This window comes from Nonomuraea sp. IBHARD001 (assembly GCF_056106265.1).
The window spans coordinates 6,371,773-6,397,208 of the sequence record NZ_JBWBBW010000002.1 but is presented as its reverse complement, the minus strand read 5'-3'; the positions used below and the strand labels follow the sequence as shown (position 1 = coordinate 6,397,208).

14 protein-coding genes are annotated in these 25,436 nt (G+C 73.0%); 8 read left to right on the top strand and 6 right to left on the bottom strand.

The window, feature by feature from the left end; genetic code table 11:
- The first annotated feature begins 1 nt into the window (after window position 1).
- The 4 genes from ACTWNK_RS31050 to ACTWNK_RS31035 are packed head-to-tail and all read left to right on the top strand — an operon-like array spanning window position 2 to window position 7,677.
- Entirely contained in the window at window positions 2–649 is a 648-nt protein-coding gene (locus ACTWNK_RS31050) for an isochorismatase family protein (RefSeq protein WP_474308350.1), read from the top strand.
- Window positions 642–884 (top strand): phosphopantetheine-binding protein, encoded by a 243-nt coding sequence (locus ACTWNK_RS31045; protein ID WP_474308348.1) that lies wholly within the window; start codon window positions 642–644, stop codon window positions 882–884. Before ACTWNK_RS31050 ends, ACTWNK_RS31045 begins: the two co-directional genes overlap by 8 nt.
- Complete coding sequence (locus ACTWNK_RS31040; RefSeq protein ID WP_474308346.1) at window positions 881–7,507, top strand: amino acid adenylation domain-containing protein; 6,627 nt, start codon at window positions 881–883, stop codon at window positions 7,505–7,507. The genes ACTWNK_RS31045 and ACTWNK_RS31040 overlap by 4 nt, the downstream gene beginning before the upstream one ends.
- A complete protein-coding gene (locus tag ACTWNK_RS31035; protein ID WP_474308344.1) occupies window positions 7,504–7,677 on the top strand; it encodes an MbtH family protein in 174 nt (57 codons plus the stop codon). The genes ACTWNK_RS31040 and ACTWNK_RS31035 overlap by 4 nt, the downstream gene beginning before the upstream one ends.
- On the opposite strand, the gene ACTWNK_RS31030 is transcribed toward ACTWNK_RS31035, so the two are convergent.
- A complete protein-coding gene (locus ACTWNK_RS31030) occupies window positions 7,674–8,579 on the bottom strand; it encodes an oxidoreductase (protein WP_474308342.1) in 906 nt (301 codons plus the stop codon). The two genes, ACTWNK_RS31035 and ACTWNK_RS31030, sit on opposite strands and share 4 nt — an antisense overlap.
- A 173-nt stretch (window positions 8,580–8,752) precedes the next feature.
- Between ACTWNK_RS31030 and ACTWNK_RS31025 the strand changes: the two genes are divergently transcribed.
- A complete protein-coding gene (locus tag ACTWNK_RS31025) occupies window positions 8,753–9,331 on the top strand; it encodes a TetR family transcriptional regulator (protein ID WP_474308340.1) in 579 nt (192 codons plus the stop codon).
- Between the two features lie 22 nt (window positions 9,332–9,353).
- Here the strand turns inward: ACTWNK_RS31025 and fes are convergent, their stop codons facing one another.
- Together fes and ACTWNK_RS31015 are read right to left on the bottom strand one after the other, a co-directional pair.
- On the bottom strand, window positions 9,354–10,433 hold the full coding sequence (gene fes / locus ACTWNK_RS31020; protein WP_474308338.1) for an enterochelin esterase: 1,080 nt from the start codon (window positions 10,431–10,433) through the stop codon (window positions 9,354–9,356).
- Entirely contained in the window at window positions 10,434–12,560 is a 2,127-nt protein-coding gene (locus tag ACTWNK_RS31015; protein ID WP_474308337.1) for an iron ABC transporter permease, read from the bottom strand.
- A 58-nt stretch (window positions 12,561–12,618) separates the two neighbouring features.
- Here ACTWNK_RS31015 and ACTWNK_RS31010 point away from each other — a divergent pair, with 58 nt between their 5' ends.
- From ACTWNK_RS31010 to ACTWNK_RS31000, 3 genes are all read left to right on the top strand, one after another.
- Window positions 12,619–13,587, top strand: a complete 969-nt coding sequence (locus ACTWNK_RS31010; RefSeq protein WP_474308335.1) for an ABC transporter substrate-binding protein — start codon at window positions 12,619–12,621, stop codon at window positions 13,585–13,587.
- Between the two features lie 44 nt (window positions 13,588–13,631).
- A complete protein-coding gene (locus ACTWNK_RS31005) occupies window positions 13,632–14,264 on the top strand; it encodes an SRPBCC family protein (protein WP_474308333.1) in 633 nt (210 codons plus the stop codon).
- A 104-nt stretch (window positions 14,265–14,368) separates the two neighbouring features.
- Window positions 14,369–16,150 carry an AfsR/SARP family transcriptional regulator gene (locus ACTWNK_RS31000; protein ID WP_474308331.1) on the top strand — a complete coding sequence of 594 codons (1,782 nt, stop codon included), beginning with the start codon at window positions 14,369–14,371 and terminating at the stop codon, window positions 16,148–16,150.
- Window positions 16,151–16,161: 11 nt separating this feature from the next.
- Here ACTWNK_RS31000 and ACTWNK_RS30995 read toward each other — a convergent pair whose 3' ends face one another.
- The 3 genes from ACTWNK_RS30995 to ACTWNK_RS30985 all read right to left on the bottom strand — a co-directional run bounded on the left by ACTWNK_RS30995 (window position 16,162) and on the right by ACTWNK_RS30985 (window position 25,407).
- A complete protein-coding gene (locus ACTWNK_RS30995) occupies window positions 16,162–16,575 on the bottom strand; it encodes a hypothetical protein (RefSeq protein ID WP_474308329.1) in 414 nt (137 codons plus the stop codon).
- A 78-nt stretch (window positions 16,576–16,653) separates the two neighbouring features.
- Window positions 16,654–24,591, bottom strand: a complete 7,938-nt coding sequence (locus tag ACTWNK_RS30990) for a LamG-like jellyroll fold domain-containing protein (RefSeq protein ID WP_474308327.1) — start codon at window positions 24,589–24,591, stop codon at window positions 16,654–16,656.
- A gap of 174 nt (window positions 24,592–24,765) precedes the next feature.
- The gene (locus tag ACTWNK_RS30985; RefSeq protein WP_474308325.1) at window positions 24,766–25,407 is read right to left on the bottom strand and encodes a TetR/AcrR family transcriptional regulator; all 642 of its coding nucleotides are present in this window, start codon (window positions 25,405–25,407) and stop codon (window positions 24,766–24,768) included.
- Window positions 25,408–25,436: the final 29 nt, after the last annotated feature.

Below are 25,436 nucleotides of genomic sequence, written 5' to 3'. Positions count from 1 at the left end.
CATGCCCATTCCCAAGATCGAGCCCTACGACCTGCCCGCCGTACAGCCGGTCAACCGGGTCGGCTGGCAACCGGACCCGCGCAGGGCCGTGCTGCTCGTGCACGACATGCAGAACTACTTCCTCGACGCCTTCACCGAGAACGCCTCGCCGTACGTCGAGCTGATGGCCAACGTGCTGTCGCTGCGGGAGAAGTGCGCCGACCTGGGCGTGCCGGTCGTGTACTCGGCCCAGCCGGGCGACCAGAGCGCCGAGCAGCGCGGGCTGCTGAGCGACTTCTGGGGCGGCGGCATCGGCCCCGACCCGCGTGAGGCGCGTATCACCGAGGCCCTCGCGCCGCGCGAGGGCGACGTGCTGCTGACCAAGTGGCGCTACAGCGCATTCCAGCGCACCGACCTCGCCGACCTGCTGGTCTCGCTCGGGCGCGACCAGCTCATCGTCTGCGGCATCTACGCCCACATCGGGGTGCTGATGACCGCGACGGAGGCGTTCATGCGCGACGTGCAGGCCTTCGTGGTGAGCGACGCCGTGGCCGACTTCACCCAGGCGCACCACGTGATGGCGCTGGACTACGCCGCGCAGCGCTGCGCGGTCACGCTGACCACCCGCCAGCTCAGCAAGGCGCTCGCCGAGGAGGCCGTCCGTGCCTGAGCAGGAGCTGGAGACGCTGAAGAGCGAGCTGCGCGACCAGATCGCCGCCCTGCTCTACGTCGAGCCCGCCGAGCTCGGCTACGGCGACGACCTCATCGACGCCGGGCTCGACTCGATCAGGGTGCTGACGCTGATCGAGCGCTGGCGGCGCGAGGGCGTCGAGGTGGCCTTCCCCGACCTGGCCGAGCAGCCGACGATCGAGGCGTGGGCCACCCTGGTCGAGGCGGCCAGGTGAGCCTTCCGCTGACGGCGGCTCAGGCGGGCATCTGGACCGCCCAGCGTCTGGACCCCGCGAGTCCGGTGTTCAACACGGCCGACCGGATCGACATCAGGGGCGGCGTGCTCGACGTCGCCCTGTTCGAGCGGGCGCTGCTGGAGTGCGGGGCCGAGTCGCTGGCCACCGAGATCACCGAGGAACCGCGTCAGCGGCCGTCCGGGCCGGTCGCCCTGCAGGTGTTCGACCTGCGGGGCGAGCACGACGCGCCGGGCACGGCCGAGGCCTGGATGCGCGCCGACCTGGCCGCGCCGGCGGGCGACAGGCTGGTCACCCAGGCGCTGTTCCTGCTGGCCGACGAGCACGCCGTGTGGTTCCAGCGCGTGCACCACATCCTCATCGACGCCTACGCGCTGTCGATGATCGTCTCGCGGGTCGCCGAGGTCTACACCCGGCTCGTCGCCGGGCAGGACCCCGGGGTGGCGCCGTTCGCGCCGATCGCCGGGCTCGTCGAGGCGGAGAGCGCCTACCGGGACTCGCCCGCGCATGCCGCCGACCGCGCGTACTGGGTGGAGCGTTCGATCCCGGTGGTCGCCGTGCCCGCCTCGCCCGACGGGGGCGGCTCGCCGTACGTCGTGCACCGGGCGACGGTCGCGCTGCCCGGCGCCGAGCACTGGGAGGGGCTGGCCCGCGAGGCGAAGGCGACCTGGGCCGACGTGCTGGCCGCCGGGAGCGCGCTGTATCTGTCCAGGCTCACCGGCGCCGGTGACGTGGTGCTCGGCCTGCCGCTGATGAACCGCTCCGGCGCGGCCCTGCGCGTGCCCTCGATCGCGGTCAACGTGGTCCCGCTGCGCCTGCCCGTGCGCCCCGGCGCCCGCCTGACCGACCTGGTACGGCAGGCCGCCGCCGCGATCGTCGCCGCCCGCAGGCACGGGCGCTACCGCAGCGAGGAACTGCGCGGCGAGCTCGGCCTGGCCGGGCGCAGGGCCGCGATGTTCGGGCCGCTGCTCAACATCAGGCCGTTCCGCCTGGAGGTGTCGTTCGCCGGGCTGCCCGGCGCGGTGACCAACCTGGCGGCCGGTCCGGTCGACGACCTGGCGTTCGCGGTCGCGCCGCAGGACGGGCGGCTGGTGCTGGAGGTCGACGCCAACGCGGCACGGCACGGCCAGGCCTCGGTCGAACGCCACGCCGAACGGCTGGCGGCGTTCCTGACGTCGCTGGCCGAGGTCCCGCCTTCGGCGTTCGCCGCCTCACTCGACCCGCTGGCCGGCGAGGTCGTCCCGGGACGCGCCGCCACCGCCGCCGTCGCCTCGGCGCCCGTCGCCGAGGTGTTCGCCGCGCAGGCCGAGGCGACGCCCGAGGCCGTGGCGCTGGTGTGCGGCGACCGGGTGCTGACGTTCGCCGAACTGCGCGCCCTCGTGCGGGAGCGGGCGGCCGTGCTGGCCGCCGAAGGGGCGGGGCCCGGACGGCTGCTCGCGGTGACGCTGCCCCGCTCGGTCGAACTCGTCGTCGAGCTGCTGGCCGCGCTGGAGTGCGGCGCCGCCTTCCTGCCGATCGACCCGTCCTACCCGGCCGAGCGCAGGGCGTTCATGCTGGAGCAGGCCGGGCTGCCGGTGCCGCCCGAGACCGCCTACGCGATCTTCACATCCGGCTCGACGGGACGGCCCAAGGGCGTGCTCGTCTCCAACGCCTCGCTCGCCGCCCTGCTGCGCAGCCACCGCGAACGGCTCTTCCCCAAGGGGGAGCGCGTCCGGGTCGCCCACACCGCCTCCTTCTCCTTCGACGCCGCGCTCGACCCGCTGCTGTGGCTGGTCGGCGGGCACGAGCTGCACCTGCTCGACGAGGCCGGGTACCGCGATCCCGAGACGCTCACCGCCTACGTGCGCGAGCACCGCATCGGCCTGCTGGACGTCACGCCCTCCCACCTGCGCGAGCTGCCCGGCCTGCTGGAGCGCCCGCCCGCGATCACCGTCGTCGGCGGCGAGGCCGTGCCCGACGCGCTGTGGCGGCGGCTGCGCGCGGCGGGCACGCTGGCCGTCAACCACTACGGGCCGACCGAGGCGACCGTCGACGCCTACACCTGGCTGGGCGACGGCGCCGAAGGCCCCACGCTCGGCAGCACCGTGCACGTGCTGGACGAGGCGCTGCGGCCCGTGCCGCCCGGCGCGGTCGGCGAGCTGTACGTCGGCGGCGCCGCCGTCGCGCTCGGCTACCTGGGCAGGCCGGACCTGACGGCCGAGCGGTTCGTCGCCGACCCCTTCGGCGCGCCAGGCGCCCGGATGTACCGCACCGGCGACCTGGCCCGCACCCGCGAGGGCGGCGGACTCGACGTGCTCGGCAGGGCCGACGAGCAGGTCAAGGTCAGAGGCGTGCGCATCGAGCCCGGCGAGATCGAGGCGGTCATCGCCGAGCACACCGCCGTGCTCGGCGCCGCGGTCGCGGTCAGGAACGGCAGGCTGGTCGCCTACACCGTGCTCGACCCGGCGGCGCACGGTGAGGCCGACGTGCTCGGCCATGCCGCACGCAGGCTGCCCGCCGCGCTCGTGCCCTCGGTCGTCGTCGAGGTCGACCAGCTTCCGCTCACCCCCAACGGCAAGCTCGACCGGGCTGCGCTGCCCGACCCCGAACCGGCCGCGAGCGCCGGTCGCGCGCCGCAGAGCGAGGGCGAGCGGGTGCTGTGCCGGATGTTCGGCGAGCTGCTCGGCCTGGACGAGGTGCCTGCCGACGTGTCGTTCTTCGAGCTCGGCGGCCACTCGCTGCTGGCGGCCAGGCTGAGCGTGCGGATGAAGGAGGAGCTCGGCGTCAGGCTGCCGGTCGTCGCCGTGTTCGAGAGCCCCACCGTGGCCGGGCTGGCCGCCAGGCTCGGCAGTGCGGCCACCGCGCGCAAACGCATGCGGCCGGGCCCGAGGCCCGAACGCCTTCCCCTGTCCTTCGCGCAGAGCCGGTTGTGGTTCCTCTACCGGATGGAGGGGGCGAGCGGCACCTACAACATCCCGCTGACCGTGCGGCTGAGCGGCCAGGTGGACCGCAAGGCCCTGCGCCAGGCGCTGGCCGACGTGGTGGAAAGGCACGAGATCCTGCGTACGGTCTTCCCCGAGCACGAGGGCGTGCCGTACCAGGAGATCAGGCCGCCGGGGCAGGTCGAGCTGCCGGTCTGGCAGCCGCAGGACGTCGTGCAGGCGGTGCGCGCGGTGGCGGGCAGGCCGTTCGAGCTGGAGCGGGAGACGCCGCTGCGGGCCCATCTGTTCAGGGCCGGGCCCGGCGAGCACGAGTTGCTGCTCGTCCTGCATCACATCGCGGGCGACGGCTGGTCGACCGGGCCGCTGGTGGCCGATCTGACCACGGCGTACGAGGCCAGGAAGCGCGGGGTCGCGCCCGCGTTCGAGCCGCTGCCCGTGCAGTACGCCGACTACGCGGTCTGGCAGCGCGAGCAGGACACCTCCGAGGCCCTTGAGCACTGGACCCGGGCGCTGAGCGGACTTCCGGCCGAGCACGAGCTGCCGACCGACAGGCCGCGCCCGCCGATCGCCTCGCAGAGCGGCGGCACCGTGCCCGTCAGCCTCGGCGCCGACCTGGTCGCCCGGTTGGAGGCGCTGGCCACCGCCAGCCGTACCAGTCTGTTCATGGTGCTGCAGGCCGGGCTCGCCGCACTGCTCACCCGGCACGGCGCGGGCACCGACCTGGCGATCGGCGCGTCGGTCGCGGGCCGTGACGACAGTGTGCTGGACGGGGCCGTCGGCATGTTCGTCAACACGCTGGTCCTGCGCACCGACACCTCGGGCGACCCGGCGTTCGCCGAGCTGCTGGCCAGGGTGCGCGCGGCCGACCTGGCCGCGTTCGACCACGCCGAGCTGCCCTTCGACCGGCTGGTCGAGGCGCTCAACCCGCCCAGGGTCAGGGGCAGGCATCCGCTGTTCCAGGTGATGCTGGTGCTGCAGGAGACGCCCGATCCCCGGGTGCGCGCGGTGCCGAACGGCACGGCCAAGTTCGACCTCACCCTCAACCTCGACCGGTCGGGCGAAGGCTTCTTCGAGTACGCCAGGGACCTGTTCGACAGGGTCACCGCCAAGGCGTTCGCCGCCAGGCTGGTCAGGCTGCTCACCGAGGCCGCGGCCGACCCCGGCCTGCCGATCGGCGCGCTGGAGCTGCTCGGACCCGGCGAGCGCGAACGGCTGCTCGGCGGCTGGAACGGCAGCAGGGTCAGCGAGCCCGGCGCCACCCTGGCCCAGCTGTTCGAACGCCAGGCCAGGCGCTCGCCCCGGCACACCGCCGTGTCGATGGGCGCAAGACGCCTGACCTACGCCAGGCTCAACTCCAGGGCCAACCGGCTCGCCCACCGCCTGATCGCACACGGCGCACGGCCGGGCGCGATCGTCGGGGTCGCGCTGCCGCGCTCGATCGACCTGGTGGTGGCGCTGCTGGCCGTGGTGAAGTCGGGCGCGGCCTATCTGCCGCTCGACCCGACCTATCCCCAGGACCGGCTGGACTACATGATCGGCGACGCCGGGCCGGTCTGCGTGGTCGACGAGGAGTGGCTGAACGGCCTGGACTCCTGGCTCTCGCACGACCCCGAGCCCGCGCTCGGCCCGCTCGACCCCGCGTACGTGATCTACACGTCGGGCTCGACCGGCAAGCCCAAGGGCGTGCTGGTCTCCCATCACAATGTGGTCAGGCTGTTCACCGCGACCGAGCACTGGTTCGGCTTCGGCCGTTCCGACGTCTGGACGCTGTTCCACTCCTCCGCCTTCGACTTCTCGGTGTGGGAGATGTGGGGCGCGCTGCTGTACGGCGGGCGCCTGGTCGTGGTGCCGTTCGAGGTGTCGCGTTCGCCGGAGCGTTTCCTCGAACTGCTCGGCCGTGAGGGCGTCACGGTGCTCAACCAGACGCCTTCGGCCTTCCTGCAGCTGGACGCCGCCGACGACGGCAGGCCGCTCGCGCTGCGGCACGTCGTGTTCGGCGGCGAGGCGCTGGAGCTGCGCAGGCTCGCCGCCTGGCACGTCAGAAGACCGGAACGGCCCAAGCTGATCAATATGTACGGCATCACCGAGACGACCGTGCACGTCACCCACCAGGAGCTCGACGCCGGGCACGACGAGGGCAGCCTCATCGGCAGGGGCATCCCCGACCTGCGCGTCTACGTGCTCGACGAGCGGCTGCGGCCGGTGCCCCCGGGAGTGGTCGGCGAGATGTACGTCGGCGGCGCGGGCGTGGCCAGAGGCTATCTGGGCAAGCCCGAGCTGACCTCGACCAGGTTCGTCGGCGATCCGTTCGGCGCGCCCGGCACCCGGATGTACCGCTCGGGCGACATGGCCAGATGGCGGCACGACGGCGTGCTCGACTACGTCGGCCGCGCCGACCAGCAGGTGAAGATCCGCGGGTTCAGGATCGAGCTCGGTGAGATCGAGGCGGCCCTGGCCGGACATGCCGCGGTCGCCGAGGCCGCCGTCGTGGTGCGCGAGGACAGGCCCGGCGACAAACGGCTCGTCGGCTATGTGGTGGCGAAGGCCGAGGCCGCGCCCGACGAGCTGCGTGCGCACACCGCCGCGTTCCTGCCCTCGCACATGGTGCCTTCGGCCGTGGTGGTCGTCGAGCGGCTGCCGCTGACCGTCAACGGCAAGCTGGACCGGGCGGCGCTGCCCGCGCCGGTGGCCGTGTCGGGGCGCACCGCACCCGCCGCCGATCCGCGTGAGCAGGCGCTGTGCGAGCTGTTCGCCGAGGTGCTCGGCGTGGAGCGGGTCGGGGTCGAGGACAACTTCTTCGATCTCGGCGGGCACTCCATGCTGGCCGTACGGCTGATCAGCAGGATCAGGGAGCGGCTGGGGTCGCAGGTGACGATCGGGTCGCTGTTCGAGACGCCAACGGTGGCCGGGCTGGCCAGAGGGGGCGCGGGCGCCGATCCGCTGGCCGTGCTGCTGCCGCTCAGGGTGGGCGGCGATCGGCCGCCGGTCTTCTGCGTGCATCCGGCCGGTGGGCTCAGCTGGTGCTACAGCGGGTTGATCAAGCATCTGCCGTCCGACCGGCCGATCTACGGGCTGCAGGCCAGGCTCGACCCCATGCCGCGCTCGCTCGGCGAGATGGCCGCCGACTACGCGGCCGAGATCAGGAAGGTGCAGCCGGTCGGGCCCTACCACCTGCTGGGCTGGTCGACGGGCGGCATCATCGCCCAGGAGCTGGCCGTACAGCTGGGTGAGGTCGCGCTGCTGGCCATCCTGGACGCCTATCCGGCCGACGGGTTCAGGCTGCTGCCGCCCGCCGACGAGGCCGAGGCGCTGGAGGCGCTGCTCACGATGGGTGGGTTCGACCCCGATGACGCGGCCGACCTGGACGCGGCGATCGAGGTGCTGCGCCGGGAGGGCAGTCCGCTCGCCGGGCTGTCCAGGCAGACGCTGCGTTCGCTCAAGGAGTTGTACCTCAATACCAATCGGCTGGTCAGGGACTTCTCGCATCGGGAGTTCCACGGGGACGCCCTGTTCTTCAGGGCCACCGTCGACACCATCGACGACTCCCTCACCCCCGAGACCTGGGCCCCGCACGTGCGGGGCACGATCAAGGCGTACGAGGTGGCGTGCAGCCACAAGGACATGACGAGGCCGGGGCCGATCGCCGAGATCGGCGGCATCGTGGCGAAGGAGCTGGAGAAGTGAATCCGTTCGACGATCCGGAGGGCGAGTTCCTCGTCCTGGTCAACGACCTGGAGCAGCACTCGCTGTGGCCGGTGTTCGCCGACGTGCCCGACGGGTGGGCCGTCAGGTTCGGGCCCGACGCCAGGGCGGCGTGCCTGGCCTATGTCGCCGCCCATTGGAGTCGCGTCTAGCGGGCGGCGGCCAGGGCGTAGCGCACGCCGGTGAGCTCCTCCGACACCGTCCACAGCCTGCGGGCCGTCTCGGGGTCCTTGGCGGCGTCGATCGGCTGCTGGACCTCGGGGTGGCCCTGCGGGCCCTTCTGCGGGCCGATGAACTCGCCGCTGCGGGCCTCGGGCGCGCTGGCGGCGTAGATCTGGCCGAGGGCCCCGGCCGACGCCGGGCGGGCGATGATGCGGTTGGTCAGCTTGAGCACCCAGTTGAGCGGGCCCGCCGGGCCGGTGGACTGCAGGTTCGTCGCGGTGTAGCCGGGGTGGGTGATCAGGCTGGCCACCTTCGAGCCGGACGCCCGCAGCCTGCGGCCGAGCTCCAGGCCGAACAGCACATTGGCGATCTTCGACTGGGCGTAGTGCCCGACGGGTGAGTAGCGCCGCGCGGCCGTCAGGTCGTCGAAGTCGATCCTGCCCCTGGCATGCAGGGAGGAGCTGACCGTGACGACCCGGGCGTCGGGCGTCAGCCGGTCGAGCAGCAGGCCGGTGAGGGCGAAGTGGGCCAGGTGGTTGGTGCCGAACTGCAGCTCGAAGCCCTGCCGGGTGTGGGAGCGCGGCGTCATCATGATCCCGGCGTTGTTCATCAGCACGTCGATCGACTCGTCGACGCCCGAGGCGAACGTGCGCACCGAGCCGAGGTCGGTCAGGTCGAGGTGGCGTACGTCGAGGTCGGCGCCGGGGATCTCGGCGCGGATGCGCCCGGCGGCGTCGGCGCCCTTGGTGAGGTCGCGCACGGCCATGATGACGCGGGCACCCTTCCTGGCCAGTTCCTTGGTGCTCTCGTAGCCCAGTCCGCTGTTGGCGCCTGTCACGATCAGCGTTCTGCCCGACTGGTCCGGCATGTCGGCGGTGCTCCAGCGTCGCATGGCGTGCTCCCTGTCTCTGGCCTTGGCGGCCCTGTTCTTGGGCGGCTCTGGCTGTGTGTGGCTCTGACTTTGTGTGGCTCTGACTGCCTTCTGTGCGCCAGCATGCCGTTGATGGCACTGAGTGTCAAGGAGGGCATAGACTGCCGTCAATGGCACGGTGATAGCGTGAGGGGGTGGTGCTGATCAGACGCGACCTGGGCGAGCGCAAGAGGCAGGTGGTGCGCGACGAGCTCTCGCACGTCGCCGCACGGCTCATCGCGAGCAACGGGTTCGAGGAGACGACGGTCGAGCAGATCGTCGAGGCGGCCGGGGTCTCGCGGCGCACGTTCTTCCGCTACTTCAAGTCCAAGGAAGACGTCATCGTCGAGCTGCTCACCGGCATCGGCGAGCACGCCATCGCCGAGCTCGCCGCCAGACCGGAGGGGGAGAAGCCGGGCGAGGCGATCAGGCATGCTCTGATGTCGCTCGTGTCGACGTATCGGGAATTTCCGGAGAAGTCGCTCGGGCTGGCCAGGCTCATCCTGGGCACGCCCGCCCTGCGCGCCCGCTATCTCGACCGGCAGTTCGGCTGGCGGCAGGCCTTCACCGAAGAGCTGGCCACCCGCTCGGGCGGCCCCGACTTCGCCGACTCCGTCCTCGTCGGCATCGCCTTCGGCGCCTTCGACGCCGCCATGGTGGCCTGGGCCGACTCCGAAGGCGCCCAGGACCTGGGCGAGCTGTCCACCCGTGCGTTCGACCAGGCCGGACTGTGAGGGCGCGGCCTGGTCGAGGGGTTCACGCCGGGCCCAGGAGTCTGATCAACCCGTCCGCGAGTCCGCCGCGCCACCAGGCCGGGTCGTGTCCGCCGTTGTAGGGGACGAACGCCACGTCGTACCCCAGTTCGCCCAGCGACCCGGCGAACCTCTTCGCCTCGTCGAACAGCAGCCACTCCAGCCGCCCGGCCTGCACCTCGAAGCGCACCGGCAGCCGCGCCACGCCCTCGTACCGGCGGCGCAGCCACTCGGGGTCCTCGTCGCTCCACCAGTACGAGCCCGACTGCGACAGCACGTTGCCGAACCTGCCGGGCGCCACCATCGCGGCATAGGAGGCGGCGAGACCCCCGTAGCTCTGCCCGGCGATCACCGTCTGCGCGGGATCGGCGCTCGCGCCCCACTCGCGCACCGCCCACGGCATGATCTCGCCGGTCAGCCTGGCGACGAAGCCGGGGTCGCAGGCCAGCTCGGCCAGCCGGGTCGGCCGGTCGACCGCGTCGACGAACAGCGTCACCAGCGGAGGCACCCGCCCGTCGGCCATCAGATTGTCCAGCGTCGGCGCGAAGGACCCGGCCCACGAGTCCCCGTCGAGCAGCACCAGCACCGGATAGGGCCCGGCGGCCACGTCGTGCCCGTACGGCGTGTGCACCCACACCCGGCGATCGCCCGCCACGCACTCGCGCAGTTCGCCCTTGGCCCCGCCCGCCCGCTCGTGCAGCCACGGCTGGGCGGGCGCGTCGGGCAGTTCGAGCAGGGAGGCCGGATTGCGCCCGTGCAGGCCGGGCAGCACGACCGGGTTCAGCGGATCGGGAAGCGCGCTCATCATGACCTTCAGCCAGGACGGCCGATCGGTGCCGGGCAGCTCGGCGCACGGCAGGATCTGGTAGCTCGCCCGCAGGTCGTCCTCCAGCACGTAGGTACGGCTCAGCACGCCGTCGGGGCCGGGCAGGAGCTCGTGGCCGGTGATGTCACCCGCGTGCCTGTCCCTGTCGGTCAGTGTGTTGATCAGTACGACGGCTCGCTCGCCCGGCGTGCGCGGGTGCCAGACGAAGGTCACCCTGCTCCGGCCGGGCTCGCCTGACGCTTCGATGATCGGGCTCACTCATGCTCTCCTGTCCATCAGCAGTGTCCACAGCAGGAACGGCCCGCCCAGCACGCTCGTCACGACGCCCACGGGCAACTCGCTCCCTTCGGCGACGGTCCGGCCGAGCGTGTCGGCGGCGACGACCAGCACGCCGCCCGTCAGCGCCGAGCCGATCAGCGCCACCCGGGAGGGCCCGGCCAGGCGCGAGGCCAGCACGGGAGCCGCGAGCGCCACGAACGCGATCGGCCCGCCGACGCCGATCGCGAGCCCGGCCAGCGTCACGGCCAGGCCCATCGTCAGCGCCCTGGCCGGGCCCGGCCTTTCGCCGAGCGCCACCGTGACCTCCTCGCCGTATCTCAGCGCCGCCGCACGCCTGGAGGTCAGCAGCGCCACCGGCACCAGTACGGCGAGGCCGAGCGCGACCGGCAGGGCGACGCCGTACCCTCTGGCGACCAGGCTGCCCACGCTCCAGGAGTGGATCGCGGTCGCCGAGCTCAGGCCGCGCCAGGCCAGGGCCGCCTGGGTGAGCGCGCCGCCGATCGTGGTCAGCGCCAGGCCGGTCACGATGAAGCGGTAGCCCTGGGTGCCGGTGCCTCCGGCCAGGGCGAACACCACGACGGCCGCGACCAGTGCGCCGAGCGGCCCGCTCCACCAGTGCTCGAACAGCACGGGCGCGGCCGAGAGCAGGCCCGCGACCATGATGGCGATCGTCGCGCCCTGGTTGATGCCGAGCAGGTCGGGTGTGGCCAGGCGGTTGCGCGCCAGCGTCTGGGTCAGGCATCCGGCCAGGCCGAGCGCGGCTCCCGCCACCAGCCCGGCGACCACACGCGGCAGCCTGAACTCCTGCACGAGCAGCACCGCACCGCCGTCGCCCTCGCCGAACAGCGCCCTGAAGGCGTCGAGCGAGCCCAGGGCCGACTGCCCGGCGGCCAGCGAGGCCGTGACGACGGCGACACCGAGCACCGCCATGGCCAGCGCCGCGAGCGAGGCCCGGCGCGGCAGCAGGAAGGAGAAGGGGCCGCCCCGCAGCGGCAGGCTGTCGGAGGGCAGGATCCGCCTGGGCGCGACGGCCGCGGCCCGGTGCGACGGCCACGGCAGCGCCCTGCGCAGGAGGGTGCGCACCCGCGAGCCCTTGCGCCCGCTCTCGCCCGCCATCAGGTCACCGGCGCCCGCGCCGACGGCCTTCGACCGGGCCACCACGACCAGCACCGGCCCGCCGATCAGGGCGATGAGCAGCGAGAGCGGCGCCTCGTACGGCTTGATCACGACCCGGGCCAGCACGTCGGACCCGAGCAGGACCAGCGCCCCGATCAGCCCCGACACCACGACCTGCGCTGCGACACGCGGCCCGAGCAGGGCGCGCGAGAAGAACCCGGCCAGCAGCCCGAGAAAGCCCACCGGCCCGGCGACGGCCACCGCGGCGGCGCTGAGCAGCGTCACGGCCAGGGTGACAGCCAGACGGGTACGGCCGGGCCTGTGCCCGAGCGACACGGCGACGTCGTCGCCCATCGACAGCGCCGAAAGCGGCCTGGCCAGCAGCAGGGCGACGGCCAGTCCGACGACGATGGCGGGCAGCACGGCCAGCAGCCGATCCATGGGCACGCCCGCGAGCGAGCCGAGCACCCAGAAACGGTATTGGTCGAAGGCGGCGGGGTCGGAGTTCAGCAGGGCCGTGGTGACGCCGCCGAGTGTGGCCGACAGCGCGGCGCCCGCGAGCACCAGTTTCAGCGGCGAGGAACGCGAGCCGATCAGCAGCACCGCACCGGTGGTGAGCAGTGCGCCGCCGAGCGCCCAGACGAGGTAGGCGCCTCCGGTCTGGGCGCCGAAGGCCACGATGCCGACGACCACGCCGAGCGCCGAGCCCGCGTTGACGCCGAGCAGGCCGCTCTCGGCCAGCGGGTTGCGCGTGACGGTCTGCAGCAGCATGCCGGAGACGCCGAGCGCGGCCCCGACGGCGAGCGCGGCCAGGGTGCGCGGCAGCCGCAGCGTGCTGACCACCATCTCCAGGTGCGCGTCGCCGACGCCGCCGAACACGTAGCCGAGGACCTGGCCCGCCTCGACCCGTCCCGCTCCCACGAGCATCGACAGGGCCGCCAGTCCGAAGATCGCCGCGGGCAGCAGGACCCACCGGGCTTGCGTCAACATGAGGTAAGGCTAACCTAAAGCAGGCAAGCCTTACTTAACACCATAGGAGTTGCGGATCATGACCCCCCTCCGTATAGCCGGAGCCCTGGCCATCGCCGCTGTCGTAGCCCTGACCGGGTGCGGCGGCGGCACCGCCGGAACGTCGGCCACGTCCGAAACCGGCGCCCAGGCCAGCGCTCCCGCGGCCGCCGCGACCCGTGAGGTCAAGGACGCGACCGGCACGCTCGTCAAGATCCCCGAAGCCCCCCAGCGCGTGGTGACGCTCACCCAGGAGGACCTCGACGCCGTGCTCGCGCTCGGCGTCAAGCCCGTCGGCATCACCAACGGCCAGGGCCTGTCGACGCCTCCGGCCTACCTCGCCGACAAGGTCACGGGCATCCCCGTCGTCGGCGACCTGCTGCGCCCGGTCGTCGACAAGGTCGTCGAGGTCAAACCCGACCTCATCCTCGCCGGTGACATGCAGGACCAGCAGCTCCTCGACCAGCTCCGGAAGATCACCCCGGCCACGCTGGTCACCATCGCGCCGACCGACGACTGGAAGCTGTCCTTCCGCGGCGTCGCCAACGCGCTGGGCAAGCTGCCCGAGGCCGAGAAGGTGCTCGCCGACTACGACACCAAGGCCGCCGAGGCCAAGACCAAGATCGGCGACCCGGCCGAGATCAGCATCGTGCGCTGGAACCCCCAGGGCCCCAGCTGGATGGAGAAGCGGCAGTTCGCCAGCCTCGTCGCCACCGACCTCGGCCTGACCAGGCCCAAGGCCCAGGACAAGGACGGCACCGCCCACTCCATGCCGCTCAGCCTCGAAGCGCTCGACGAGATCGACGGCGAATGGCTCTTCCTGTCCACGCTGACCCCCGACGCGGCCAAGGCGCTGGAGGAGGTCAAGGCGACCCCGGCGTTCAAGGAGCTCAAGGCCGTCAAGGAGGGACACGCCGTCACCGTCGACGGCTCCGTCTGGAGCACCAGAGGCGCGCCGCTCGCGGCACTGGTGGTGCTCGACGATCTGGTGAAGGCGTTCTCGGCGTGACTTGCTCATGAGCCGCGGGTACGGCGGTGCCTAGAGTGGACCGCGTGAAGGTCACAGGCACCGCCGTACTCGGCATCGAACGAGACCGCCTCTGGAGCGCGCTCCAGGACCCGGCCGTCCTCGTGCACACCATTCCCGGCTGCGAACGCCTCGAGGCGTCGGGCGCCGACACCTACCGCATGACGGTCGCCGCGGGCGTGGCCGCCATCAAGGGCGTGTACCAGGGCGAGGTGACCCTGTCCGACCCGGCCCAGCCCTCCGCCTTCACGCTCAGGGCCAGGGGGCAGGGGGCGCCGGGCACGGTCGACGCGACCGTGCGGGTCAGGCTGAGCGCCGTCGAGGGCGGCACGCGGGTCGACTACGACGCCGAGGCCGTGGTCGGCGGGATGATCGGCGGCGTCGGGCAGCGGATGCTCGGCTCGGTGGCCAAGCGCACGGCCGGGGAGTTCTTCACCGCCGTCGAACAGCACCTGTCCGGAGCCACCGCCGTCGCCGAGCCCCCCGCCGAACCCGGTGTGTACGCCCGGGACGAGGTGGCGCGGCCTGCCGCCGGAGGCAGGCGCGGCGAGGTACGCCCGTGGGCGATGCTGGCCGCGTTCGGCATGGGCGCGGGCGTCGCACTGGGCAGTGCGGTCATCGGCTGGCTGCTCGGCCGCACCGCACGCGGGCGGCGCTGACCCTGCCACCACCCCCTGATCAGCCGGTGTATCTCCCATATACCGGCCGAAGGCACAGTGAGGCCGCAGGAGCCTGACGGGGTCATCGGTCAAAGGGGGTCGGTGTGGTGGTGTTGGGTGAGGTACTCGTGCTGGGCCCGTTACAGGTACGGGCAGGGCGGCGCGAGGTGCCGATCGCGGGGGACAGGCAGCGGGTGATCCTGGCCGAACTGGTCCTGGCCGAGTCGGCGGTGAGTGTCGAACGCCTGGTCGACGCGGTCTGGGCGGAACAGCCTCCGGCCACCGCGCGCAGCCAGATCGCCATCGGCGTGTCCAGGCTGCGGGCCGCGCTCGGCCCCGGCCTCGACGTGATCGAGACCGTACGGCCCGGCTACCGCCTGCGCGCCGAACGGGTGGAGATCGACCTGAGAGCAGCCGACGAACGCGTGCGCCGGGTCAGGGCGGCGGCCCTCCCGCCGGAGTCCGCCGTGGCGGAGCTGCGGGCGGTGCTGGGCGGGTGGCGAGGCGAAAGCCTGGCGGGGATCGCCGGGGCCGGGGTGCGGATGGCGGCGGCCAGGCTGGAGGAGTGGCGGCTGACGCTGCTGGAGGAGTGCCTGGAGCTGGAGCTCACGCTGGGCCGGCACGTGGAGGTGGCCAGGGAGCTCACCGCACTCGTCGACGGGCATCCGCACCGGGAACGGGCCCGCGCCCTGCTCATGCGCGCCCAGCACCGCGCCGGTCGCAGGGAGCAGGCGCTGGCCACCTACAGACGCGGCAGGCGTGCGGCGGTGGCCGACCTCGGTCTTGAGCCAGGCCTCGAACTGCAGGCCCTGCACCAGCAGATCCTCGCCGAGCGGCACACCACGCCCGGCGGCCCCCGCCTGCTCGGCGCGGTGAGCTGCGAACCGAGGCTGGCCAGACCCGCGCACCTGCCGAGGGACTTCCCCGGGCTGGTCGGCAGGAGGGCGGAGCTCGCTGAGCTGGACGTGCTGGCGCGAGGCGCCGGGCTGGTGGCGGTGACCGGGCTCGCCGGCGTGGGCAAGACGCGGCTGGCGGTGCACTGGGCGCACGGCGCCGCCGGTGACTTCCCCGACGGGCAGCTCTACGCCGACATGGGGGAGCCGGGCGTGACGGCCCACGTCGTGGCCGGGCGCTTCCTCGGCGCGCTCGGGTTCGGCCGGGAGCAGGTGCCCGCCGAACAGGGCGAGCGGATCATGCTGCTGCGCAGCGCGCTGGCCGGGCTGCGGGTGCTCGTCGTGCTCGACGGCGTGCCCGACGCCGCCCAGGTCCGCAGGTTGCTGCCAGGCAGCGCCACCTGTGCGGTGCTGGTCACCGGCCGGGCCCCGCTGCACAGCCTGGCCGCCTGCGACGGCGCCCGCCTGGTACGCCTGGGCATGCCCGCCGAGTCCGAGGCCCTGGCCCTGCTGCGGTCGGCACGTGCGGGCGGCGGCAGTGGCAGCGAGGGAGCCGCCGAGCTGGACATCGTGCGGCTGTGCGGACGGCTGCCGCTGGCCCTGCGCGTGGCCGGGGCCAGGCTGGCGGCCCGTCCGCACTGGAGCGCCGCCCAGCTGGCCGCCAGGCTCGTGCCCGAACGGCGGCGGCTGGAGGAGCTGAGCCAGGCCGAGGTCAGTGTGCGGGCGTGGCTTGAGGACGCCTACCGGGAGCTGCCGGGCGACGTGCGGGCGGCGCTCGGCGTACTGGCGCACGGCCGGGCGACGGTGCTGACCGCGCGGGACGCGGCCTCTGCCCTGCGGTGCTCACCACCGGAGGCGGCCGAACATCTGGCCCGCCTGACCGACCACTTCGTGGCCGAACCGGACGCGGGGCAGTGCTATCGCCTGCATCCTTTGATGAGGCTGCTGGCCCGCGAGCTGCCCGGCGCGGCGACGCGCCCGGGGACGCGCTGAGCCCGCGCGGCTCAGCAGTACACCTGGACCAGCAGGGTCGAGGCGCCGTTCGGGCGTGTCCAGAGTTCGGGCACGTAGGCCAGCCCGCACGCGGGGTCGTATGCCTCGGGTGCGGGCAGCAGGCGTGGGCTGATGCGGGCCCAGTAGCCCGCCCTGTCCGGCATGTCGCCCAGCCAGCGCAGGGTCCTGGCGCCCGACCACAGCTCGCCCACCTGGACGCCGGGGTCGTGCAGCAGGCGTTCGGCCGCCGCCGGTGTGAGGGCGGACGACAGGTGCCAGTGCCTGCCTTCGGCGTCCCACAGGTCGCGGCCGACGACGCGGTCGCGGGAGCGGCCGTCGAGCGGGTCGCCCGACGAGGCCGCGTTCTCCTTGAGTATCTCGGCGAACGTCGGGTGCCGGCGTTCGTCGCGCCTGCGACGTGCCATCGCTGCCGCCTTTCCTCGGTTCCACTGTAAAGGCGTGCGGGTGGCGGGACCCCGAGGGCCCCGCCACCCGCGGAAGGCTCAGAACCGGCGTCTGACCGTCTTGTTCTGCCATCTCACATGGATGGTGTGCACGACGACGCCGCTGCGGTTCCTGATGTCGCAGTGGTAGTGGTCACCGGATGAGCACGGGCCCCGGTAGGAGCCGCCCCGTGTGCGCTGGGCCAGCCGCTGGGCCATCGCCTTGGCCGCCTGCCACGTCTTGGCGGTCTTGCTGGAACACGACTTGTTGTGGACCAGCACCCCGTCGCCGTCGAGTTCGACGATGTAGGTGTGCAGGTCGGCGACATTGAGGTTGAACACGACCTGCGCGTCCAGCAGCCCGTGGTCGACGGCCCGCACGACCGGCCGGGTCCGCCCGTCCTGCGACACCAGCAGGTCGCCGGGCCTGACGCCGTCGGCGTCCATCCACCCGGCGCCCGAGACGTACAGCGGATGGCCTTCGGTCGCCAGCAGGCGGCCGTTGGCGGCCGAGGCGTCGGTGTCGATCTCGATCAGGCGTCTCGCGCCCTGTCCGACGATGACGTCGAGCACGGGCTTCGGCCTGGTCGTGCCGGTCGCCGGGTCCTTGGCCAGGACCAGGTCGCCCGTCCGGACGGCGCCGATCGGCCGCCACGTGCCGTCGGCCATGAGGACGGGCGTCTCCGGGGTGAAGGAGTTGCCCACGGTGCACGATCTGGCCCAGGAGGAGACCTTGCTCGCATAGCGCGAACCGGTCGCCTGGACGACGCGGAAGGACTTGCGGGCCTGCGAGACCGCCTTGGCGCCGCCTCGGACGACTCCTCTGACGACGCCGCGCGCCATGCCTCTGGCCACGCCGCGCGCCACCGCGAACCCGACCTTGACCGCGGCTCCGGCGCCGACCAGGTTGGCCGCGCCGACCAGCGCCATCTCGCCCGCCTTGGCCCAGTTGCCGGTGGCGGCGTAGGAGACGGCCGAGATGCCCGCCGCGATCGACCCGATCGGCCCGGGAATGTAGGCGGCGATCTCGGCGACCTTCGCCACGACGTTCAGGGCCTTCTTGAACCAGCCCCAGCGCCCGTCCAGGTCGAACTGGTTGACCGGGTCCTGGCAGACGTAGTCGTAGGTCGTGCACCCGCCGCCCGGCACCGGGTCCGGCTGCAGGAAGCGCCCGAGCGCCGGGCTGTAGAGGCGTACCCCCATCAGCACGGTGTCGCCGAGCGCCTCGCCCGAGCGCTGCTTGGCGCCCAGCCAGCCGTACCTGACGTCCGGCTGGCCCTCGGCCGCGATCCCGAACTCGTCGTGGTCGTAGGCCTCGGGGGTGGTCAGGCCGGTGTCGATGCTGAGGGCGACGTCGCCGTGCAGGTTGCCGAGCTGCAGGCGCACGTCCCCGGTGGCGGAGGTGGTGGCCACCAGGTCGCCGTCGGGGCCGCTGACCATGCGGGTCACACTGCCGAGCGTGACGTCCTCGACGATCCAGCGCGGCTCGTCGGAGTCGTCGCCGTAGTGGTTCAGCTTGCCGGAGGCGTTGACCCACTGCCCGCCTGACAGCTGTTCGGTGCTGAAGGCGCGCAACCGGTGCCCCGGGTCGAGCGTCCAGGACCGGCGGGTGTCGCCGAGCCGCTGCTGGGCCACCAGGTCGTTGGCGTAGTAGGAGGTGCTCAGCCCGCCCGGCAGGGTGAGCGTGCGGCCGAACGCGTCGTAGGTGTGGCCGGGATCGGTCAGCCGGTCGGCGGTGTCGTAGGTGTGCGTCGCGCCGGGCTCGGCGCTCTCACGCTGGCAGGCCCCGTCGGCGGCCGGGAGGTGGACCTGCTTGCGCTCGCGGTTGGAGCGCTGGTCGTAGGAGTAGGTCCTGGTCGTGCAGGCCGCCAGCGCATTGGTGTGCTCGACGGCGGTCAACCGGCCGAGCGCGTCGTAGCCGTAGCGCCTGCTCGCCCCCGTGTAGGTGTGCGACACCCACTGGCCGGCCGCGTTCTCCACCACCGACTCGGCGTAGAGCGTCTGCCCGTCGGAGTCGCGGGTGTAGGTCCGCTCCACCGGCGTGAACGCGGAGTCGAGCCGGTCGGTCCTGGTGACGCCGCCCGGGTACTTCAGCTCGGTCAGCTTGCCGTCGGGGGAGTAGCGCGCGCCGAACGTCCCGGCGACGGAGTCGGTGACCGAGGTGAGCAGGCCGCGCGGCTCGACGCCCCTGTCGTAGCCGAAGGTGGACCAGCCGGTCGGGTCGATCACCTTGGACGGCTTGCCGTACCTGTCGAACTCGTTGCGGGTGACGCCGCCGTCGGCGTCGGTGTAGGAGACGAGACGGCCGAGCCTGTCGTAGGCGCGGGTGATCGAGTCCGACCCCATCGTGGTACGGACGACGTCGCCGGTCAGCGGGTGGAACTCGGTCGTGACGGGGGCGACGGCGACGCCGTCGTCGGAGGTGACCTCCAGCTTGACGATGCGGTCGCTGCCGTCATAGGTGGTGACACTGCGCCGCGTACGGCCCGCGGCCGTCTCCGCGACCGACGACGGCTCGCCGAACCTGGTGTAGGACTCCACCCGCTTGAGCGGCAGATCGGCCGCCATCCTGGCGGGGTCGTGCCCGGTCGCGGTGCCCGCCGCCTTGGTCACGCACGGCTGGCCCGCCCACTCCGGGCGGTTGCCGCACGCGGCGTCGTCGGGGTTGGCGCCCGCGGTGTAGAAGACGGTGCTCCTGGTCCTGGCGTCGTCGCCGGTGGCGCCCAGGCCCCACGACCGCAGGGCGCGCCCGGCGTCGTCGAAGACCACGTGCACGGTTCCCGCGGCCGTCGTCGAGGACGTCGCCCGCTTCAGCCGCCAGCCCGACGTGCCGCCCTTCTCGGCGTTGTAGGCGTGCCGCACGGTGCGCACGTCGGCGTCGGCCGGGTAGCCCTCGACCCTGGCGCCGTCGCGTTCGGTGGTGACCAGATGGTAGGCGTAGCCGTCCGGTCTGCCCTCGTCGTAGGTGTTGCTCTCGTGCGCCCTGGCCAGCACGGTCGCGCCGGGCGCCAGCGGCGGGCGCGCGCCCGCCGGGTCGGTGAGGCCGCCCTCCAGCACGACGCGGGTGAGCGGGCCGAGCGTCTCCAGCAGGTCGAGGCCGTCGCCGCTGTAGGTCTTGTGCGTCGACAGCAGGTGGGCCCTGGTGGCCGGGTCGGCGGGCAGGTTCAGCTCGGCCGCGTTCTGCGCCGCGCCCGGCAGTGTGCCCAGGGCAAGCGCCCTGTTGGTCGACTCCAGCGTGCGCACGACATTGCCGAAGCGGTCGTACTCACTGGTGTCGACATGGCCGCCGGGTGTGGCGGTGTTGACCTCCTTGCCCGACGCGTTCAGGTAGTGCACGGTCGCGGGGCCGTAGCCGCCCGTTCCGGGTGCGGAGGCGGTGGCGAAGCTGACCGACGGCGGGGTCTCGGGGCCGAACACCGCGGTGGCGTCGGTCGGCAGGTCCTTCTGCCCCCACGCCGAGATCGCGGCGTGGTCCATGTCGTGCGGGCCGCCCGTGCCCTTGGTCAGCGGCACGCCGTAGACGATCGTGGTGGCCAGTTCGCCGTCCACCTGGTCGGCCGAGCCCGCGGCCAGTGCGGCACGCCGTACGCGCAGCAGTTTGCCCGCCTGCTCGTCGCGGGCCAGGTCGGTGATCTGGGCGGCCGACAGCGCCTTGGGGTAGACGCGCACGTCGTCGATGCCGCCGTGCCACAGGTTGGTGTTGGTAGAGGTGTTCCACTTGGCCCGGCCGACCACGAACGGGCCGGTGGCGTTCCAGGCCGAGGCGTAGGCGGTGCTGGACTGCAGGACGCCGTTGACGTACAGCCGGAGCTGGCCGGCCGAGGTGTCGTACACGCCGGTCAGGTGGGTCCACGCGCCGAGCACGGGCGGGCTCGCCGACAGGGCGCGGATCGGGGTGGCGGCCTCGTTGTCGGCCGAGACCATGGAGAAGGCCCAGCGGTTCAGCGACGGGATCAGGTTGAAGAAGAAGCCGCTGGTCCTGGCGCCGTCCTGCGACAGCGCGGTACGCGTGACGGCGCTGTCGGTCGGGTGCACCCAGGCCGAGACGGTGAAGGACCTGTCGCTGGGCACGGCCGGTCCCGATGCGGCCAGCTGTTGCGGGTGCGCGCCGGTGAACCCGGCCCCGGTGTCACCGGGATCGGCCGGGTCGTCGCCCGCCTCCCAGCGCCCGCCTCCGGTGAACGTGCCGGTGCGGCCGTTGCCCGAGGCGTCGGACGCGGTCACGCCCGTGGCCTCGTCGAGGTTCCAGCGCAGGGCCGGGACGTCGACGTCGGTGCCCGCGTAGTCGAACATCCACGGCAGCTCGCCCGGCGCCGACACCTTCACCACGCGACCGGCGTGGTCGTAGTCGTAGCTGTTCTTCAGGGCCTGGGCGAGCCTGGGGTCCCAGACCTCGCGCAGGCGGCCCTGCTGGTCGTAGGCGTAGCGCGCGACCTCGACGGCGTTCATGGCCTGCGCCTGCGGGTCCCAGGTCCAGATCTTCACCGCCCTGATCTGGTCGACCCGGTCGCCCGGTGTGGTGGCCGTCGCGGTGTCGGCGGTGGCGTAGTCGTACTCCAGGACCTCGCAGCCTCTGGCCGGGACCGGCGTCGCGCAGTCGCCGACGCCGGGCTCCTGCGGGTTGATCACCCGCTTGACCAGGGAGCGGTTGTCGCTCGTGTCGTACAGGTAGCGCGAGGTGGTGGCGGACTCCCTGGTCCAGGTGGAGGTGACGACGAAGCGCTCACCCTGCTTGGTGAACTCGGTGATGACGTCGTCCAGCTCGGTCAGCCGGTAGACGGTGTCGCTCACCTTCGCCAGCGTGAGCTCCTCGGCGCCCGGCTCGGGGAAGAACGCGCCCGAGGCGTTGCGGGAGAAGGTGATCGAGCCGCCGCCGACGGTGGTGACACTCGCCATCTCCGGCTCGGGGAAGTCGAGCGAGGCGTACTCCACGTCGGCGACGCCGTCGCTCGCGCCGCCACGCCACTGCGGGCCGAAGGGCGCGACGACCTCCCTGACCGAGATGTTGTCCCAGTACACCTTCTTGCCCGAGCCTCCGGCCGCGCCGTTGTAGAGGCGGAAGAACGCCTCGCTCGCGCCCTGCGGGATCTGCAGGTCGACCGAGAGCTCCTGCCATCCGGCCGTCCACGCCGCCCGCCTGCCCGCCACCTCGCGGTAGCCGCCCGCGTCGCGGTAGAAGCCCACGATGCGCTGGCCCCTGTTGCCCATGCCGAGCGCCAGGCCGCTCTCGGCGGGCACGTAGATCCAGGCCGTCGCCCGGTAGCGCCGTCCCGGCTTCATCGCCAGCCGCAGCCCGCCGACGTCACCGCCCAGCGCGGCGAAGGTGTCGCCGTTGGCGTTGACCGGCGTGATCTCCAGCGAGTCGGTGCTGGCCCCCTGCCCCCGCGTGGTCGCCCTGGCCAGTACGGCGGTGCCCTGGGCGTCGAACCCGGCGGTGTCGGCCGAGACCTGCCGCTGGTTGGGGCTCAGCCGCTCGCCCTGCGGGATCCAGCCGTCGGCCGCCTCACGCGATGAGGCCAGGCGCGAGACCTTCAGGCCGAGCTCGTCGACGTCGGTGGCGTCGACGGAGTGGTCGCCGGTCAGCAGGTTGACCGAGCCGGGCCCGACCTCGGTGGCGGCGGCGCCGTCGCCGTTCGGGTCGACGATCGTGCGCACCCAGGCCGTGGCGTAGGCGGGATCGGCGTCCGACGCCGTGTAGAGGGAGGCCCGCACGTCCACCACGCCGCCGGTCGAGCCGAGCGTCTCCAGCGCGTTCCAGGTGGCGTGGCCGCCCAGGCCGTCCAGGTCGGTGCGGGCCGACGTCACGGGGGAGCCGTCGGCCTTGCGCAGGTTGGCCAGCGGGATGTCGTGCTCGACGCTGCCGGGGCCGCGCCGGTACTGCAGCGTCACCCGGGTGTAGGCGGCGTCGTTGCGGTCGACGGCGATCTTCATGCGCTTGACGACGGTGGCGCCCATGTCGGGCTGCGAGAGCCCGGCCCTGCCGACCGAGAACCTGTGCACGGCGGCGTTGTCGGACAGGTTGCCCGCCCGGTCCTTGGCCCTGACGGTCAGCGTCCGGTGGCCCTCCTCGCCCGGCGTGATGACGACAGTGGTGGTGGTGCTCTCCTTGGGAGCCGCGTCGGTGTCGAGCTGGTAGCTGTAGGCGACCACGTCGGTGTCGGCCGTGGCCGGGGTGAAGGTGAACGTGCCCGCCTGCCCGGCCTTGCCGTACCACCTGCCGTCGGCCGGGTAGTCGCCGGAGGAGACGAAAGGCGCTCCCGGCTTGGTGGCGTCGACGACGACCTCGCACCACGGCGACCACGCGCCCGCGCCGACGGTGTCGGAGGCACGCGCCCGCCAGGCGTAGACGCCGCCCTCGGCGAACTGGCCCTGCGGCACGGTGAGCGCCGCGACCGTGCCGGACGGCACGCCCGTGACCCTGCCCTCGCCCAGGTTGCTCTGCCCGCCGGGCACCCGCCACTCGAACACGACCTCCGACGCCGCGCCCTCCGCGTCACTGACCGCCACCCGCAACTGCGGCGTGCGCGAGGTCAGGTACGGCCTGGCCGCGCCGGTCGCACACGTGGTGGTCGGACTGGTGGAGGGCGAGGAGACCTGCGGGGCGGCCGAGTAGGTCACGGTGGCGTAGGGGTAGGCCGAACTCGTCGCGGCGTTGGCCGAGCGGAACTCCTTCCACGAGTCCGTCCTGGACTCGTCGGCGGCCCGCAGCCCCATGTAGCCGACGGGCGCCCGCTCGTCGGCGGCACGCTGCAGGAACGCCCTGCCGTCGACCGTGACCCAGCCGTCGTCGCAGGAGGCGTTGAACCCCTTCGTCTGCGACGAGGTCGCCTCGCGGTGGCGCCACTCGGGCTGGCTGTTCCAGCGCACCGAGGCGTCGAAAGCGCCGACCGACCAGAGCTCCCAGCCGGTCTGGGCGCAGGTCGTGGAGTACCAGTTGAGGAAGTGGAAGGTCGCGGAGGCCACCTGGCCGCCCGCGAACGGCGCGGTGTTCCAGTGCAGGAACGAGCGCGAGATCCACAGCGGGTCGCCGGTCGTACGCCCGATCTGCAGGTGGTTCATGCCCGACCTGTCGTGGTCCTCGTTGGAACGCACGTAGGTGTCGAACGAGGGACCGATCGTCACCTGCGGGTCGATGACGACGGGGAAGAGGCGCTCGGCGGCGTCCAGCCATCCGGCGTCCGGCGTCAGCAGCCGCTCGCCGGGCGCGGCGCGCAGCCCGGCCGTCTTCGTGGCCACGGCCGTCACCCTGGTCGGCGCGCCGGTCGCGGGGTCGCGTGCGGCGTCCCACATCAGCGGTTGCGGCGAGCGTGCGACGACGCGTCCGGCCGTGTCGGTGAAGCGCAGGCCGCCGCCGCTCTCGGCGACGGCCTTCCAGCCCTTGGGGCGCAGCGACAGCGGCGTCGAACGCACCTGGGCGAGCGCCGCGCGGTTCTTGACGACGAGGAACTGTTCGAACCCGGTCGGCGTCGCCTCGACGATCAGGTCGACGCCCGGCCGTACCTCGGGGTAGGTGGCCTTGGCGCCGTCGAGCCTGGGCTCGGGGAGCGCGCCCTGCCAGAGCATCGCGACCGAGCCGTCCTGGCCTTCGGCCACGGCCAGTTCGTGCTCGCCCGCCTGCCCGGCCCCGGCGAGCCTGAGGCCGCGGGGGTGCGCCTTCGGGCGTACGGCGCCGTCGGGGGTCCTGGTGAGCGTCAGGTCGACGTCGCTCCAGCGTTCGCCCTGGCGCACTCTGACCGGGCCCGCGTGCTGCTCGGCCGTGAGTGTGCCCTCCGGGTTGGCGTGCACGCGTAAGGACTCGGAGGTCAGCCCCGTGACCTCGACCTTCTTGCCGCACAGCCGGGCCGTCGTCAGCGCCGACACCACGTCGGGCCGCTCCACGGCGCAGGCCGCCTTCGGTTTCGGCTGCGGCGCGGTGGCCGCCGCCGCGGGCGGCGCGGGTGCGCCCTCCATCAGGGCGGCCACCAGCGTGAGCGCCAGCCCCGCCGCGATGTGCCGCATCGTCGTCCGCCGAGCGCGCCTGGTCGGGCGCGCTGACCCCGTGTGCCCCATTCGTGTTCCCCTTTGAGCATGCGCTCGCTGCCGCGAGGCGGGCTCAGCGTAGGAATCAGGGGTATTGATCGGTTATCGCGCCGATATCACGCGGGGAAAGGCCGGATACGCGGGGCCGGCGGCTCAGCCGAGCCTGGTGGCGGCGCCGTCGAGGAACAGGGCGAGCTTCCTGCGGAACCAGTCGTGCGGGTCGCCCTCGATGGCCTGCCTGACGATCCGCGCGAACTCCTCGTCGCCCTCCTCGCCGACCCAGCTGCGGCTGAGCTCGGCGATGAGCGGCTGCTCGGCCAGCTGCTGCGCCCCGACGAAGGTGTCCTCGGTCAGGTCGGCGACCGTGTCGACGATGAGCACCGCGACGTGCGGCGCGAAGCCGAAACCGGCCAGGGCGCGTGCGGCCGAGAAGAACACCCTGATCACGGCGGGAGGCGTCCTGGCGACGTCACGGATGCGCCCGGCCATGCCCGGGTAGGCGGCGAACAGCTCCCACAGCACCTCGGCCGTGCGTTCGAGGAAGGCCCGCCAGTCGGAGCCGGGCTGCGGCCACTCGGCCCTGGTCACGGCCAGGTCCATCGCCGCGACCACCAGGTCGTCGATGCCCGCCACCCGCCGGTACAACGAGGAGTGCCGCACGCCCAGCCGGTCGGCGACCGCGGTCATCGTCAGGTCCTTGAACCCCACGGCGAGCGCGGCCTCGGCGATGTCGCCGACGGTGAAGGAGGGCCGCCGCCCCGGTCTCGGCCCGGAGCGCGCAGGTGGTCCGTTCATCCGTCCATCATCCCAAGCGACGGCCATCT